Below are 16,454 nucleotides of genomic sequence, written 5' to 3' on the forward strand. Positions count from 1 at the left end.
CGCCAGTTTTTCGACAATGGGAGAATCTTCGATGAATCAGTCTGCGGGAACCAGCGATTCGCTACTGCAACCGGCGGTACAAGGCAGCGCGCTCTACAACGACGATCTTGCGCCGACCGGCAAGTCTCAACGCACGTGGAAGTGGTATCACTTCGCGGCGTTGTGGGTCGGCATGGTGATGAACATCGCGTCGTACATGCTGGCTGCCGGATTGACCGAGCAGGGGATGTCGCCGTGGCAGGCGGTGACGACGGTGCTGCTCGGCAACCTGATCGTGCTCGTGCCGATGCTGCTGATCGGCCACGCTGGCGCCAAACATGGCATTCCGTACGCGGTGCTGGTGCGCTCGTCGTTCGGCACGCAAGGGGCCAAGTTGCCGGCGCTGTTGCGGGCGATCGTCGCGTGCGGCTGGTACGGCATCCAGACATGGCTTGGCGGCAGCGCGATCTATACGCTGCTCAACATCCTCACGGGCAACGCACTGCAAGGCGCGCCGCTGCCGTTCATCGATATTTCGATTGGTCAGGCGGCGTGCTTTCTTGCGTTCTGGGCGCTGCAGATCTACTTCATCGTCAACGGAACGGATTCGATCCGCTGGCTCGAAAGCTGGTCCGCGCCGATCAAGGTGCTGATGTGCATCGTGCTGGTCTGGTGGGCGACATCGAAGGCAGGGGGCGTCGGGAGCATGCTGTCGACGCCGTCGCAGTTCGTCGCCGGTGGCAAGCGGGAGGGACTCTTCTGGGTCACGTTCTGGCCGAGCCTCACGGCAATGGTGGGCTTCTGGGCCACGCTCGCGCTGAACATTCCCGACTTCACGCGCTTTGCCCGAACCCAGCGCGACCAGATGGTCGGTCAGGCGGTCGGCCTGCCGGTGCCGATGGCACTGCTTTCGGTGATCTCGGTGGTGGTGACCTCGGCGACCGTGGTCATCTATGGCCAGGCGATCTGGGATCCGATCGATCTGACGAGCCGCATGACGGGCATCGGCGTGGGCATTGCGCTCATCATCCTGACGCTCGACACGATGTGCTGCAATCTCGCAGCGAACCTCGTCGGTCCGGCCTACGACTTTTCGAGCCTCTGGCCGAAGGGCATCTCATACAAGGCAGGCGGCATGATCACCGCGACCATTGCGATTGTGATGATGCCGTGGAAAATTCTTGCGACCACACACGGTTATATCTTTACGTGGCTCGTCGGCTATTCGGCTTTGCTTGGTCCGGTAGCCGGCATCATGATGGTCGATTACTTCCTGATTCGCGGGACGCGTCTCGATCATCGCGAACTGTTCGACGAGAACGGCGAGTATGCGTACACCGGGGGCTGGAATATCGCCGCGGTGGTCGCGCTCGCCATCGGCGTGCTGCCGAATCTGCCGGGCTTTCTGAATACGGCGTTTCCGGCGGCCTTTCCGAACGTGCCAGATGTGTTCAAGACCTTGTACACCTACGCGTGGTTTGTCGGCCTCGCGCTTGCGGCGGTTGTGTACGGCGTATGGATGAAGCTCGACAAGAGCGCGAGCCCGCGTATCGCGCGTGCCTGAACCGAAGCGGGAACGACAACGACAGCGGTCATCGAACGGCGTTTCGTTCGCACTTCGCGCTGAAATGAAGATTCAACAGAAGGAGGCAGCATGGCAACCCTGATTCGTGGCGGTACGGTGGTCGACGCCAACCAGACCTGGCGAGCCGACGTGTTGTGTCATGACAGCGCGGAAGGCGGCACGATTGCGCAGATCGGCATGGACCTCGAAGCACCGGTTGGCGCAACGGTGATCGATGCAGGCGGGCAATACGTGATGCCGGGCGGCATCGATCCGCATACGCACATGGAACTGCCGTTCATGGGCACGACCGCGAGCGACGACTTTTATAGCGGCACGGCGGCCGGCCTCGCGGGGGGCACGACGAGCATCATCGACTTCGTGATTCCGTCGCCGCGCCAGCCATTGATGGCCGCATTCAACGATTGGCGTGGCTGGGCGGAAAAGGCCGCGGCGGATTACGGTTTCCACGTCGCCGTGACGTGGTGGGACGAGACGGTGCATCGCGACATGGGCACGCTGGTCCATGAACACGGGGTGTCGAGCTTCAAGCACTTCATGGCGTACAAGAACGCGATCATGGCCGACGACGAGATCCTCGTGAACAGCTTTTCGCGCGCGCTCGAACTGGGTGCGTTGCCGACTGTCCACGCGGAAAACGGCGAACTGGTGTTTCAGCTGCAACGTAAGCTGCTGGCGCGCGGCTTCACGGGGCCGGAGGCGCATCCCTTGTCGCGGCCGCCGGAAGTGGAGGGGGAAGCGGCGAATCGCGCGATCCGTATTGCCCAGGTGCTCGGCGTACCCGTCTATATCGTGCACGTCTCGGCGAAGGACGCACTCGATGCCGTCATCCGCGCGCATGGCGAAGGCCAGCGTGTGTTTGCCGAGGTGCTGGCGGGGCACCTGGTGATCGACGAATCGGTGTATCGCGATACCGACTGGGGCCGCGCAGCGGCGCATGTGATGAGCCCGCCGTTCCGCACGAAGGAACACCGGGATGCGCTCTGGCGCGGCTTGCAGGGCGGCCATCTGCATACGACGGCCACCGATCACTGCGTGTTCTGCGCATCGCAGAAAGCGATGGGCCGCGAAGACTTCACGAAAATTCCCAACGGCTGCGGCGGCGTGGAAGACCGGATGTCGATCCTGTGGCATCACGGTGTGAACACAGGAAGGCTGACGCCGAACGAGTTCGTCCGCGTCACATCGACCAATGCCGCACAGATTTTCAACCTCTATCCGCGCAAGGGCGCGGTCGCAGTGGGCGCGGATGCGGATCTGGTGGTCTGGGATCCGCAGGCGTCGCGCACGATCTCCGTGAAGACGCATCATCAGAACGTCGACTTCAACGTGTTCGAAGGGATGACGGTGCAGGGCGTCGCAACGCACACGCTGTCGCGGGGGCATCTTGCGTGGGTCAATGGCGACCTGCGCGCGCAGCGCGGCGCCGGACGCTATCTGAAGCGGCCGCCCAATCCAGCGTATTTCGAAGCCGTGCGTGTCGCCAACCGGTTGAAGGCGGTGGAGCCCGTCGCGCGTTGAGCGTGCGCGGATTGCACGAAACACGGCAGGGGCACGCGGTACGACCGCGCGGCGCTGGCCACCGTGACTCACGATAAACAGGCAACCAGCGGCGGCGATTACGAAACGGTATCGGAAGAAGCGAGCGTCGCGACAAACACGGACGCGATCGCTTCGACGCCGTCGCGGTCTTCTTCGGTGAAGCGGGCGGGCAGCGGGCTATCGAGGTCGAGTACGCCAAGCAGGGTGCCATCGGGCATCAGCAGCGGCACGACCACTTCCGAGCGGGACGCAGCATCGCACGCGATGTGATCGGCAAACGCGTGAACGTCGGGCACGAGCTGGCTGCGGCGCGTCTGCGCGGCCAGGCCGCACACGCCGCGGCCCATTGCGATGCGCACGCAGGCAGGCTTGCCTTGAAACGGGCCGACCACCAGTTCGCCGTCGACGAGGAAATAGAATCCGGCCCAGTTCAGATCCGGCATCGTGTGATACAGCAGCGCCGAGAGATTCGCGGCATTGGCGACGAGATTGGTTTCGCCGGCGAGCAGCGCGCGCGCCTGAGCGGCCAGTTCGTCGTAGAAGTCGCGTTTGGGCAACGCGGTGGAGACAGTTCCCTGGAACATACCTGGACACCCTGCATGGTCATTTCATCGATGGCTCGCGCGAACTGCGTATGGGGCGGCGTCGGGCGCGAGCCCGGGTCGTGATTGTCCCACCTTTGCCGTTATCCTGTGCGCCTCCGGCCAGCTTCCGGGGTTCTGGTCTGACACCCGCCGTCAGGCTTCCTGCAATATTTTCGACAACAGTTGCGCGACGTGCGCCCGGGCAACCCGTTCGGCCCGCTCTTCGTCGCGTGCTTCGAAAAATCGCAAGAAAACGGGCTGTCCTGACAGGGACTTGTGTATGAGGCCCTTTATTACCTTGAGCAATATTCATCATCATCGAAATGCTTTGTAGAAATATAGGGTCTTTGCTACAGTCCGCTGCACTGTTCGGACCGGTAGCATTGCGGAGGCCGGACGCCATACCAAACACCACAACGGGAGCACCGAGATGAAATCGATTCGATCCATGCTGTTGATTGGCCTGCTGCAGGCTGCCTTCGCAACCTCGGCATTCGCCGCTGATGGCCTCGCGCAGATCAAGGCCGCCGGGGCCTTCAAGATCGGCACGGAAGGCACGTACGCGCCGTTCACGTTTCACGACGCATCGAACCAGCTGACCGGCTTCGACGTCGAGATCGGCCGCGAAATCGCGAAGCGTCTGGGCGTGAAGGCCGACTTCATCGAAGGCAAGTGGGACGGCCTGATTGCCGGCCTCGACGCGAACCGCTACGATGCCGTGATCAACGAAGTGGCGGTCACCGACGCACGCAAGGCCAAGTACGATTTCTCGGATCCGTACATCACGTCGCACGCGGCCTTGATCGTGCGTTCGGACAACAGCACGATCAAGGGCTTCGACGACCTGAAGGGCAAGAAATCGGCCAACACGCTGACGAGCAATTTCGGCAAGATCGCTACGGCGCATGGCGCGGAAGTCGTGCCGGTGCAGGGCTTCAACGAATCGATCGATTTGCTGACCTCGGGCCGCGTCGATGCGACGGTCAACGATTCGCTGTCGTTCCTCGATTTCAAGAAGCACAAGCCTGATGCGAAAGTGAAGATCGTCGCGCTTGACACCTCCAGCGACAGCGACAGGTCGGCGGTGCTCATTCGCAAGGGCAATCCGGAGTTGCAGGCTGCCATCAACAAGGCGCTCGCCGACATGAAGGCCGACGGCACCTACGACAAGATCTCGAACAAGTACTTCGGTAAAGACGTTTCGCAGTAAAACAACAAAAGGAGCGAGCCTGAATCATGCCGGCCTGGCTGCATCTGATGGGTGAGTCGCTGGGGCCCCTGCTGTACGCGGGGCTGGTTTTCACCGTCCCGCTCACGATCGTTTCATTCGTGCTGGGTCTCGCGCTGGCGTTCGTCGTCGCGTTGATCCGGCTGTTCGGGCCTGCGTGGTCCGTGGCGATCGTGCGCTTCTATGTCTGGCTGATTCGCGGCTCGCCGCTGCTCGTGCAGCTGTTCGTGATCTTCTATGGCTTGCCGAGTGTCGGGATCGTGCTCGACCCGTTGACGGCGGCCATCATCGGCTTTTCGCTGAACGTCGGCGCCTACAATTCCGAGGTGATCCGCGGCGTGATCGAATCGATCCCGAAGGGGCAGTGGGAAGCCGCCTATTCGATGGGGATGACGCGCGGCCAGGCGCTGCGTCGCGCGATCCTGCCGCAGGCGGCGCGCGTGGCCTTGCCGCCGCTCGCGAATTCGTTCATCGCGCTCGTGAAGGACACGTCGCTTGCCGCCGTGCTGACCGTGCCGGAAATCTTCCAGGCGGCGCAGCGCATCGCCTCGGTGACCTACGAGCCGTTGATCCTGTATACCGAAGCCGCGTTGATCTATCTGGTGTTCAGTTCGGTGCTGTCGTCGGCGCAGGTGCGGCTCGAGAAACGCTTTGGCCGCCACGCACTATTCACGGGCGGAAACTGATGATCAAGCTACAGAAAATCGAAAAGTACTTCGGCGATCATCGCGTGCTCGATTCGATCGATCTGTCGCTCGCGCCGGGCAATGTCACCGCGTTGATCGGTCCGTCGGGCAGCGGCAAGAGTACGCTGCTGCGCTGTGTGAATCTGCTGGAAATTCCCGAGGCGGGCGCACTCGAACTCGGCGACCAGCGGATCGAATTCAGTCGCACTGAAAAGCCCTCGCGCGACGCCGTGCTCGCTATCCGGCGCCGCACCGGGATGGTGTTCCAGAACTTCCAGCTGTTTCCGCATCGCACGGTGATCGAGAACGTGATGGAAGGGCTGATTACCGTGCTGAAGTGGGACCGGGAGCGGGCCCGTCAGCGCGCGCATGAGTTGCTGACCAAGGTCGGCATTGCGCACAAGGCAGACGCCTGGCCTTCGACGCTCTCCGGCGGCCAGCAGCAGCGCGTGGCGATCGCGCGGGCGCTGGCGCCCTCGCCGGAGGTGCTGTTGTGCGACGAGCCCACTTCGGCGCTCGATCCGGGGCTCGCGGCGGAAGTGGTCGATGTCCTGCGGCAACTCGCGAAGGAAGGCATGACGATGCTGATGGCCACGCATGATCTGCGGCTGGCGGCATCGATTGCGCGCGATGTGGTGTTGCTGAACAACGGCGCGGTGCTGGAGGCCGGTTCGGCGCGCGATATTTTCACCCGGCCGAAGCGGCCTGAGACGGCCGCCTTCGTTTCGACGCTCACGCAAACGCTGCCGGACGATTGGGAAGACTAACCGGACACGCACGATGCGCGGAGCGTGCCTGCATGCACCGTTCGTCGTAGTGGGGCGGTCGGGGCTGCATGACCGCTGACATGCCAGCGTCTCGTTTGCTAGTGGACTGACGAAGCCGCGACGCTCAATTCAACGGCTTCACGAACTTCAGCGTCATCCGGTCGGACTCGCCGATCGCGGCATAACGTGCGCGGTCCACGTCGCCGCCGCGGTACGTTGGCGGTAGCGACCAGACGCCGTTCGGGTAATCCTTGCTGTCGCGTGGATTGCTGTTCACCTCGCTGCGTCCAGCGAGCACGAAGCCGGCGGCCTGCACGCGTTCGATCACGTAGGCCTCGGTGACATAGCCGGTTTCGATCATCTTTTGCACCGGCGTGCCCGGCGGCGCGCGATGCTCCTCGACACCCAGCACACCGCCCGGTTTGAGCGCCGCGTAGAAGGCGCGCAGGTTGGCGTCGAGCTGGCCGTCCTTGATCCAGTTGTGGATGTTGCGGAACGTGAGCACGAGGTCGATGTTGCCATTCGACGGAAAGCCGCTGAACTGACCGGCATGCAGCGTGCCGTCGACCACGTTACCGAAGATCGCTGGCGTTGCCGCTAGCTTGCGTTCGAACGCCTCGCGATCGGCCTTTTCTTCTTCCGCGGCCGCCGGCGACGGGCTTTGATATTGCGCTTCGTACAGCGTGCCGTGGTCATGCAGGTAGGGCGCGAGGATGTCCGTGTACCAGCCGCCGCCCGGCGCGATTTCGAGCGCGGTTTGCGAAGGCTCGACTCCGAAAAACTGGAGCGTTTCCTGTGGATGGCGGTAGACGTCGCGCGCTTTCGCCTTGTCGGTTCGTTGGGGGCTCGCCACGGCGGTGGCCAGCGCGTTGATGTCTGGCGTGGGCGAGGCGCACGCGGCGAGCAGAACCGCGGTGCAAAGGGCTGCGATCGTGGACTGCATCGCGCGGAGCATAGGCGTGGAGTAGGTGGTCATGCTGGCTATTATGGAACGGGATCCGTTCGGGACAAAAACGGAAACCGCATAACGATATGTGCATCTCGATATGAAGGCGCATGTCCGGCGCCGCTGCGGGGAAGTGAGCGGCTCCTGAATGGCCGGGGCGGACCACCGTGATTCCGGTCGCATTACGTCGGCAAATATGAGCCCGTTCTCGTCGCCGCCGATACTTTTATCAGGCTGGAGTCCAATACGAAAACGCCTGCTTTTTGACCAGCTCACACGTTTCATAGCGCCAGTCGTTTCGTACATTTAAATGAATTCTGGTTATGCAGTCAGTGTTCGGTGCAGATTGCCGATATCACCGACCTGATCGAAGGCATCTGGCGAGCGAGGTAGCAGCGCGCCACGCGAGCGCTTGCAAGTGGCCTGCAGCAGGCCAGGCAGTCGGGACAGGGCGGATGATGCCGTTCGTCTCAATGCGAGGCCATGACCGCCGAAACCGATACCGCGACAGAACGCTGAGAATAGCCTTATTATGCTGAAAGCCCCTCCTTTTTTCCTCTGGATGCAAGGCAATCATGCCATCGCAGATCAGGAAATCCAATGAGCATGACGGTGCGCGTTGGGCGCCCGCAGGCGAGCCAGGAGATCACGAGCCCAGTGTTCTGAGTCGCTATCAGCGCCAGTTTCTCTACGGCGCTGGCTTTGCGATTTCGTTGATCATAGTGTTGCTTACCGGCGTTATGCTGTATTCGCTGGTCAACGATTACATCGTACACCGCTACACCGACTTCGCCGTCCGGAGGACGCATCTGCAACAGGAGATTCTCGAACGCGAAACCCTGTTGCGGTCCTTTGTTCTGCACGGAGAAGAGAGCTGGGACGTGCGTCCCGGCGCGCCAGACTGGCTTGTCGACAGGTTTGCCGCGCAACAAGGACGTATTGTTCTGCAGCAGAGCCGGAGGTTCGACGCGGTGATGCTATTGGGCGATATTACCCAGCAGCCGCCTGACCCGGAAGTTGCCCGGTATCTGGAGCTTGCGCGCGAGCTGAACTACCGCCTTGGCGCCTTCGCCAAGGTGCAGCCCGTTGGTGCGTCAGGATATGCATATGCACCTGATCATCGCCTCATCGTAATTTTTCCGGCCCCAAAGGTTGGCGACCCGCTCAAATCGAATGGCGTGGAAAATGTCGATGAACTCGTGCGCCGCATCGCGCCCGACATTGGCGATCTGACAGACCCGCTAGTTAAGGCCAGGTTGTTAGCGGATCGTGATCCAGTGTGGTTCCCGCCGGCGGCGGATCCGTTCGGCGGGGAACCCGCGTTCAGACTGGTGATGCCCGCGTTTGCGAAGGGAAGCCTATTTCTCGTCGTCGTTCGCAACGTTCCCGTGAGTTTGCTGCTCGAAGATCTTGCCACGGCACGCCATGACGAAGCCTCAATGATCATCGACTCCGCAGGCAAGGTGATCCTCCTTAACACGGGTCCGACGGGCGGTGGCCGCGGGCTGGCAGACCGGATTCTAAGTTCGGAACTGCCGGCCACGCCATCCACGAGAGTGACTCGCCAGTATCTGAGGGGTCTCTTCATTGCCAGTGGTCCAGTGACGAACTCTGGCTGGAAGCTCGTCTACGCCTTCACTTGGCGCACGATTATGGTCGAACTTTGGCCAGGCCTCGTAGGCTACGCGGCGGCGATGCTGCTCGTGACAGTTTTCTTGTGGACACTCCTGCTCCTGCTCGATCACCGGATATTCACCCCGGGCTATGTGCGCTCGCAGCGGGTTTTCGAAAGCGAGAACCTGAACCGCACCATGGTCGCCGCGGCGCCGTCCGGATTTGCACTGCTATCGTTCGAGCGCGGCGACGTGCTGCTGCAGAACGATTTGATGCGAACCTTCGAGTCGAACACACACCCGAATGAACCGCCATTGCATATCCAGTTGCATGGCCTGTACGACCGCGCCAAAGAGGCACCCGCGTGGCAGTCCGATTTCGAGATGTCTCTCAGACTGAAGGACGATCGCGTCGACGATCTGTTGGTCAGTCTGGTTCGGACGAAATACCAGGGGCGTGACGTGCTGCTATGCAGCTTCTCCGACATCACGTCCCTCAAGAACACCGAACGAAAGCTCAATGAAGCGCGTGCAGCAGCCGATGCGGCCAATCAGGCGAAGTCGGCATTCCTCGCCATGATGAGCCACGAAATACGCACGCCGCTCAATGCGATTCTGGGTAATCTCGAACTGCTTGGCCGTTCGCCGCTATCGTCGTCGCAGAGTGAGCGGTTGCAGGTCATCACGTCGTCGTCTACCGCGCTGCTTGGCATCATTAACGACATTCTCGACTTCTCGAAGGTCGAGTCCGGCCAGATGACCCTCGAGACAATCCGCTTTGATCTCGGTGACACCATCCGTCAGGTCGCTGCGATCTTCGCTCCGATGGCGCGTGAGAAGGGGCTCGAATTCGAGTGCTTCGTTGACGACTCGCTCGCGCCGCACTACCTCGGCGACCCGACGAAAATCAGGCAGATTGCGGTCAACCTGGTTAGCAACGCTATCAAGTTCACAAGCACCGGCGAAGTGCTGCTCGAGGTATACCTCAAAGACGATACTGCCGATGACTCGCCAGTCATGATCGGCGTGATCGACACCGGTATCGGGATGACGCCTGCCCAGCAGGAGACGCTGTTTCATGCGTTCACCCAGGCGGATTCGACGATCACCCGGCGCTATGGCGGAACCGGCCTTGGACTTGCGCTGTGCCGGCGTCTCACGGAGCTGATGGGTGGCACGATTCTGGTCAGGAGCGAGCCCGATGAGGGAAGCACTTTCGTCGTGACGCTGCCGATCCGGGCTGATACAGGCGCGCCGGCTGATCATGCCGACGAAGAGCCTGTCAGGCCGGAGCCTGTGCTGAGCGACGCACAAGCGGTTCGCGTCCTGATCGTCGACGACCAGGCTTCGAACCGCGAACTGATCGTGGCGCAACTCGCTACGCTTGGATACGAAGCAGATATGGCTGACAGCGGAAGCGCGGCGCTGCGGTGCTTTAACGAGCGGCACTATGACGCGGTCATGACCGATCTCAACATGCCAGGGATGGACGGCTACACCCTGGCGCAATGCCTGCGGGCCCAGAAGGCGAATGTGCCGATCATCGCGATTACCGCTCATGCCGCAGCGGAGGAGCGCGCGCGATGTGAGCGCGCTGGGATCGACACGGTCCTGCTCAAGCCGGTTCTGCTCGACACGATCGATCAGACGCTGCGTCGGCTGGTCAACGAGGCTGGCAGGCGTCCCGTTAGCAGCGTGTCGACGAGACAGGACATTGCCCAGGGTCCGTTGCCCGAGCGGGTGTATGTTGCGCTGAACCGCTCGCTCGGGGAATCGCTGGCGACGCTGCACGAGGCCCTCAATTCGGGCGACATGAAAACGATGCTTGATCACCTTCACTCGGTGCGTGGCTCATTCGCCATGATTCACGAGACGGAGATGGCGAGCGCCTGCGAGGAGATGGAGCAGCTCGCCAGAAGCAACGACATCGCCGGGTTGAGTGAGGCGTTGGCCCGCTTCGAACCGCTTGCCTGGATAGCGCTCGCGAGGCGGGCGACCGATGCGCAGATCGATACGTGACTGCGGTACTCGCGGACCGCCGCTGGCTGGTCGAAGACGTGTAGCCAGTCAGCACGGCAACGCCGTCAGGCGCGCTTTTCCTGGACGATTTTTCGTCCACTCTCACTCGAATGAAAACCATTCCTGAAAATAAGGCCTGGCCTATTTTTATAAAAAGAAAAATGAAAATAGGCAGGGTTCCTGACCGAGAAAGATAGGATTAGGCTTATTTGTCAATTTCTTATGATTTTATAGGACTGGGCCTATTATCGGGGGGATGCCGCATGAATAAAGTCTCTCTGGTGTCATCGATACAAGAGAGATACCTCAGGAGTGCGACACGAGAAGGCGTGGGTTTAACCCCATGTTGGCTACGCATTCCGCGAGCGATCGTATCAGGATCTGCCGTGAGGCGCAGCCAAGGCCGGCATTCCCGTCACGTACATCTCGATCATGGTTTCACGTACATGCCGCGCAGTGCGGTTTGAAGCGAGCGATTGCGTCGCATGAGCCGATGGCTCGCGATGCCGTCGGCGGGTACGAAAAGGGGCATCGCGCGGACGTTCGAACGGGACATCTGGTGCGGCCGATGTCGGCTCGGGCAAAAACGTGATCGCGTTTGCGATTCATCTACCTTGTGACTTGCGCCAGCTGTCTGGACGTGCCCCTGGTGATGATGCGTACTGCGGTGAGCTTCCAGTGAGGTGACGGAGGTGCGGCGACCCGTGGCCCTTAGCGCCCTTATCCTGACGCCGACGCACCGTCCGGCGCATGTCCATCCCGGAGCCGGTCGCGCATTTTGAAGGCGACCTTGATGGCTGGAGTGGCCCGCTGTTGATTAATTGGGCTCTCCGAATGATTCCAGCCGCATCCTGTCCAGCTGCATCCTTCAATGGAAATCAACCATGAACTCATTGACGATCCGCGTAGTTCTCGCTGACGATCATCCTGTGATCCTCGAGGGCGTGCGTCATGGCCTGGAGAAGAGTCGCACGATCTCCGTTATCGACGCTGCGAAAAATTCGACAGCGCTTATTGCAACGCTGGACCGGCTCCCGTGCGACGTGCTGGTGTCAGACTATGTGATGCCCGGGGGCGACTATGGTGACGGCCTGGCGCTGTTCTCCCTGATTAGCCAGCGTTATCCGAATCTCAAAATCGTTGTGTTGAGCATGTTGGAGAGTCCAGCGGTCGTGCGCTCGCTATTGGATATGGGGATTCATTGCATTCTGAGCAAAGCTGATTCGGTTGACCATCTGACGACGGCCGTTCATACCGCATACTCGAATGGCCGTTATCTGTCACCGCGGATGGTGGCAATCGCCGCATCGATCAAACCCGGCGTCCGCGGCAGCGCGGCCGGTTCCCCGCTAACGAAGCGGGAACTTGACGTGGTGCGTTTTTTTGTGTCTGGAATGTCGGTTACGGAAATTGCCATGCTATTGCATCGCAGCAAAAAGACAATCAGTACGCAAAAGACCACGGCAATGGTCAAGCTGGGCATCGCGCGGGACGCTGATCTGGTGCGTTACGGGATCGAGAGCGGACTCGTGCCGTCCACTATATCCCCAAATAATTTAACGGTTGTGGAGGGAGACAAAATTGCGCCGCAGCAGTTTCACCGCGGCATTTTGCGTATTTAGGGCCGATGGCAAAAATTCGTGCTAAGGATCGACCATGAATACGGATGACATTGCGAGAATACGCGAACTGTTGATTAAGTTCGGGGCGCTGTCCAAACGCGAGCAAATGCGATTTCTGTCGAATATGAACGACTTCATGTATGCGTCTCCGCAGCGTAGAAAACAGATGTTACGCGAGTGGGAGGGGCATTACCTGCAAAGGAGTAACTGACACGGATATGACCGCCGTTACGGATCATATGCCGCGGTGGATTGCTGTCTTCTGGCCGACGCGCCCGGATTCGCTGCTGAACGTCTGCAGGGACCAAGCGATCATTCGCTTTCGGTCGCATAGCGCGGCCGATCGACTACCCGGTCGACGCGGAGTTTTCCATCGTCCAGGATTTTGCGCGCTGATCATCTTCTTGCTGCGACTAAGTCGTCGGACCTGAACAATTCGTTTCTCGTGTCGTGATCGACACTTTCACCCCGAATTCGCACGGCTCGCGGGCCTTGCCTTTGGCCAGGCACTCGACTTCCGGTGCGTGCAGCGCATAAAGCTTGTTCTTGTCCTTCGGCTTCTGTGCCAGGACGCGCTTCGTGCGGTAGATCAGATCCAGCAGGGCAGCACGGCCTGAGTCTGCCACCTGGGCGACCTGTCGCTCCACGTCGCGCACGCCCCGAAGGAAGTCCCCTTGGGGGATCACCCGTCCAACGCGCGAACGCAGCGTGCGCAATGCCTTCCTCATGCGCTTGTACTGCTTCGCGCGAACGTAGCGACCAATCTGCAGCCCCAGACGCGGCGCCTCGCGGTTGTAGTTCTGCCGCAGCTTCAGGCCATTGCGGGCCGCAGCCTTCACCAGATGTTCGCGACACCGCTCAGGCAAGCACGAATCGGTCGGATGGGCGATCGCTTTTTCCATCACCGTTGTGTCGACGATCACCCGCTTCACGCTCGCGGCCTTGATCACACCAGCACGTTTCGCTGCTTCGATGGACTTAATGAATATTCAAAAAACGTCAATTCCGGACCAGTCCGACGCAAATATAGGACGCGGACTACATTGCAATGAGATTGCAAGCATCAGAATTCGTTTACGTCCTAAGCGCCGATTAGCGCATAAATCACCAGCAACGTTCAGAGTTATAGCAACCGTTTCAGGCCAAATCGTTTCGAATATGGGAATGTGCTCCCGATGCGACCCTGTAAATGCGTCGAGAGAAATATATGAACTGACCTGGTATTGCTAAATGCATTTGTGAAATGGCAGGACGATTTCTTAGCGTTTTTACTCAACATAATTTACTGGGTTGGAAAGAGTCATGAACAAGATATTCAGGGTGGTCTGGAGCCGAGCAAGGTCCGCATACGTTGTCGTGGGAGAGGATGCGCAGTGCTCGCGCGGCGGCATGCGTTCGGAAAAAGTAGAGGCGAGGGAGGAGTCTCCCACATTCCGCCTGCGTGGCGGACGTTTGGCTCTCGAGTGCGGGCTGGCCTTCGCGCTTATCGGCGGAGGGGTGTCCTCGGCCATGGCCGCCGCGACGTATGTGGGGGGTATTTTTGTTACCACTGGAGAGGGGTCCGGAACTGGCACCGCGAAATGCACTGATCTAGGCTATGGAGTTTACAATGGCGCGAGTTCACTCACCGTGGGCTACGCGACCGACAAGGATGGCACGAATAATGACGCCAACTTTTTCAATCAGAGTAAAGGCAATAGCGACCCTGGCCCGATTTGTGGAGTCTCGGATGTGGCAACTCAGACGAACCGGATCCTCGCCTGGGCTAACGACGACAAGTCGAATGCTACAAACATGTCGATTGGCGGAGACCTCTATGTAAATGGCGAGACATATCTTAACCACGTCACGATCAATGACCTGACGATCACCGGAACGATCGAGACGGCACCCGGTGCGGTGGACGAAAAGAGCAATGACGCGGTGAACGGTTCGCAGATGTTCGGTCTGGCGCAGAGCGTGGCGGACAGCCTGGGTGGCGGTTCGACGGTCAACACGGATGGCACGATCACGGCACCGAGCTATTCGCTGGCAGGTGGCAGCACGACGGTGAACAACGTCGGCGATGCGGTCGCCAACATCGATGGCCGCGTGACGCAGAACGCTGGCGACATCAGCGACCTGAAGGACTCGCTGACGAACGGTGGCGTGATTGACCCGACGACCGGTCAGTCGCTGGCTGTGGTTTATGACAGCGCAGCGAAGAACACGGTCACGCTGGGTGGCACGGGTGCGAAGGCTCCGGTAACGCTCTCCAACGTGGCAGCCGGTGCGTTGAACGCATCGAGCACGGACGCGGTGAACGGTTCGCAGCTGTTCGCAACGAACCAGAACGTCTCGGACCTGAAGGACTCGCTGCAGAACGGTGGCTTGATTGACCCGACCACGGGCGCATCGCTGGCGGTGGTGTACGACGGCGCGGCGAAGAACAAGGTGACGCTGGGCGGCACGGGTGCGAGCTCGCCGGTGACGCTGAGCAATGTGGCGACGGGTACGGCAGGCACGGATGCGGTCAACGTGGACCAGCTGAACAAGGCAGTGGCCAATGCGGGCGGCGGCAGCAATCCGTATATCGGCGGTTTTGGTTCGGGTGCGGCGGCGAGCGCGACGGCGCTCAACTCGGTGGCAATCGGCCTTGGCTCGGTGGCGAACCAGGCTGGCACCGTGTCGGTGGGTAATGCCGGCCTGCAGCGCCGGATCACGAACGTCGCCGACGGCACGGCAGCTAGCGACGCCGCAACATTGGGCCAGGTGCAAACGATGGTTGGTGGCGCCTCGGCGAGCACGATGTCGGCTCTTAGCAGCATCGGCGACCAGGTGTCGGCGCTGAGCACGCGAATGGCTGCTCAGCCTCTCCAGGCTGCTCAACCTCTCGACAGCATTGGTCTCGAGTCGGTGGCAGGCAATGACCCGTACGTTCAAGTGGATGGCGCTGGCGACGGCAGCGACAACGCGTCGGTCCAGTCGGGCAATTACGGCATTGCCATTGGTGCGATGTCAAAATCAAGTGGCTTCGCCGCTACGGCGATTGGTGCGCAGTCAACCGCAGACGGCAGCGGCGCCATGGCGATCGGTATGGGCGCATCGGCGATTGGTCAGAACGCGCAGGCGGTCGGCAGCAACTCATCGGCAACTCAAACCAATGCGCTGGCTGTGGGTAACGGTTCGAACGCCACTGGCGCATCATCAACCGCACTGGGCTTCACTGCGCAGGCGACCGCCAGCAACGCGATTGCTATCGGCAATGGCGCGGGCGCTAAAGTTGCAGACGCTATCAGCGTGGGTACGCTCACCAGCGTCGCGACGCAGAATTCTGTAGCGATCGGCCGTTTGGCGAGTGTCGGTGCACTGGCGACGAACTCGGTGGCTTTGGGCGCAAATTCGACAACGAATCGTGCGAACACCGTGTCGGTCGGCGCAGTCGGGTCTGAGCGTCAGATCATCAACGTCGCAGCCGGTACGGGACTTACTGACGCGGTGAACGTAAGCCAACTGACGGATGTGACGACGGCACTGGGCGGTGGCGCAAGCGTTGGCGCGGATGGTTCGATCGTCGCGCCGTCGTATACGGTGAACGGCGAGACGTACCAGAACGTGGGTGACGCGATCGCGGCAGCGGCGTCCGGTAGCGGCGGTGGCACGGACCAGAACGCGGTGCAGTACGACACGTCGGCACACGACAGCGTGACGCTGGGCAACGCGGGTACGCCGGTGGCGATCCACAACGTGGCAGCCGGTGCGGTGAACGCCTCCAGCGTGGATGCGGTGAACGGCTCGCAGCTGTTCGACGTGAGCAGCTCGGTGGCTGATGCCCTGGGCGGTGGTTCGACGGTGAACGCGGACGGTACGGTCTCGGCGCCGAGCTACGTGGTGGGCGGCACGA

General features: G+C 60.8%; 10 protein-coding genes and 1 pseudogene. 8 read left to right on the forward strand and 3 right to left on the reverse strand.

The window, feature by feature from the left end; genetic code table 11:
* Window positions 1–31 precede the first annotated feature (31 nt).
* Window positions 32–1,543, forward strand: coding sequence for an NCS1 family nucleobase:cation symporter-1 (locus P3T23_RS35920; RefSeq protein ID WP_429320810.1), 1,512 nt, complete (start codon window positions 32–34; stop codon window positions 1,541–1,543).
* A 90-nt stretch (window positions 1,544–1,633) separates the two neighbouring features.
* Window positions 1,634–3,085: a dihydropyrimidinase gene (hydA, locus tag P3T23_RS35925; RefSeq protein ID WP_429320811.1), complete on the forward strand. Its 1,452-nt coding sequence runs from the start codon at window positions 1,634–1,636 to the stop codon at window positions 3,083–3,085.
* A gap of 98 nt (window positions 3,086–3,183) precedes the next feature.
* Here hydA and P3T23_RS35930 read toward each other — a convergent pair whose 3' ends face one another.
* On the reverse strand, window positions 3,184–3,690 hold the full coding sequence (locus P3T23_RS35930) for a GAF domain-containing protein (RefSeq protein ID WP_429320812.1): 507 nt from the start codon (window positions 3,688–3,690) through the stop codon (window positions 3,184–3,186).
* 430 nt (window positions 3,691–4,120) lie between these two features.
* On the opposite strand from P3T23_RS35930, the gene P3T23_RS35935 reads away from it, so the two are divergent.
* The 3 genes from P3T23_RS35935 to P3T23_RS35945 are packed head-to-tail and all read left to right on the forward strand — an operon-like array spanning window position 4,121 to window position 6,371.
* Window positions 4,121–4,900, forward strand: coding sequence for an amino acid ABC transporter substrate-binding protein (locus P3T23_RS35935; RefSeq protein WP_429320813.1), 780 nt, complete (start codon window positions 4,121–4,123; stop codon window positions 4,898–4,900).
* Window positions 4,901–4,926: 26 nt separating this feature from the next.
* Window positions 4,927–5,604 (forward strand): amino acid ABC transporter permease, encoded by a 678-nt coding sequence (locus tag P3T23_RS35940; RefSeq protein ID WP_429320814.1) that lies wholly within the window; start codon window positions 4,927–4,929, stop codon window positions 5,602–5,604.
* Window positions 5,604–6,371 (forward strand): amino acid ABC transporter ATP-binding protein, encoded by a 768-nt coding sequence (locus P3T23_RS35945; protein ID WP_429320815.1) that lies wholly within the window; start codon window positions 5,604–5,606, stop codon window positions 6,369–6,371. The genes P3T23_RS35940 and P3T23_RS35945 overlap by 1 nt, the downstream gene beginning before the upstream one ends.
* 124 nt (window positions 6,372–6,495) lie before the next feature.
* Here P3T23_RS35945 and P3T23_RS35950 read toward each other — a convergent pair whose 3' ends face one another.
* Window positions 6,496–7,347, reverse strand: a complete 852-nt coding sequence (locus P3T23_RS35950; protein WP_429320816.1) for a class I SAM-dependent methyltransferase — start codon at window positions 7,345–7,347, stop codon at window positions 6,496–6,498.
* A gap of 545 nt (window positions 7,348–7,892) precedes the next feature.
* Between P3T23_RS35950 and P3T23_RS35955 the strand changes: the two genes are divergently transcribed.
* Entirely contained in the window at window positions 7,893–10,949 is a 3,057-nt protein-coding gene (locus P3T23_RS35955) for an ATP-binding protein (protein WP_429320817.1), read from the forward strand.
* Between the two features lie 884 nt (window positions 10,950–11,833).
* Window positions 11,834–12,571 carry a response regulator gene (locus tag P3T23_RS35960; protein WP_429320818.1) on the forward strand — a complete coding sequence of 246 codons (738 nt, stop codon included), beginning with the start codon at window positions 11,834–11,836 and terminating at the stop codon, window positions 12,569–12,571.
* Window positions 12,572–13,017: 446 nt separating this feature from the next.
* Here the strand turns inward: P3T23_RS35960 and P3T23_RS35965 are convergent.
* A pseudogene (locus P3T23_RS35965) lies at window positions 13,018–13,548 on the reverse strand (IS5/IS1182 family transposase); the annotation flags it as partial.
* Between the two features lie 325 nt (window positions 13,549–13,873).
* Between P3T23_RS35965 and P3T23_RS35970 the strand changes: the two are divergent.
* A partial coding sequence (locus tag P3T23_RS35970) for an ESPR-type extended signal peptide-containing protein (protein ID WP_429320819.1) occupies window positions 13,874–16,454 on the forward strand: 2,581 nt, incomplete at its 3' end.

The sequence above is a fragment of the Paraburkholderia sp. GAS448 genome (assembly GCF_050435685.1).
Taxonomy (GTDB): Bacteria; Pseudomonadota; Gammaproteobacteria; order Burkholderiales; family Burkholderiaceae; genus Paraburkholderia.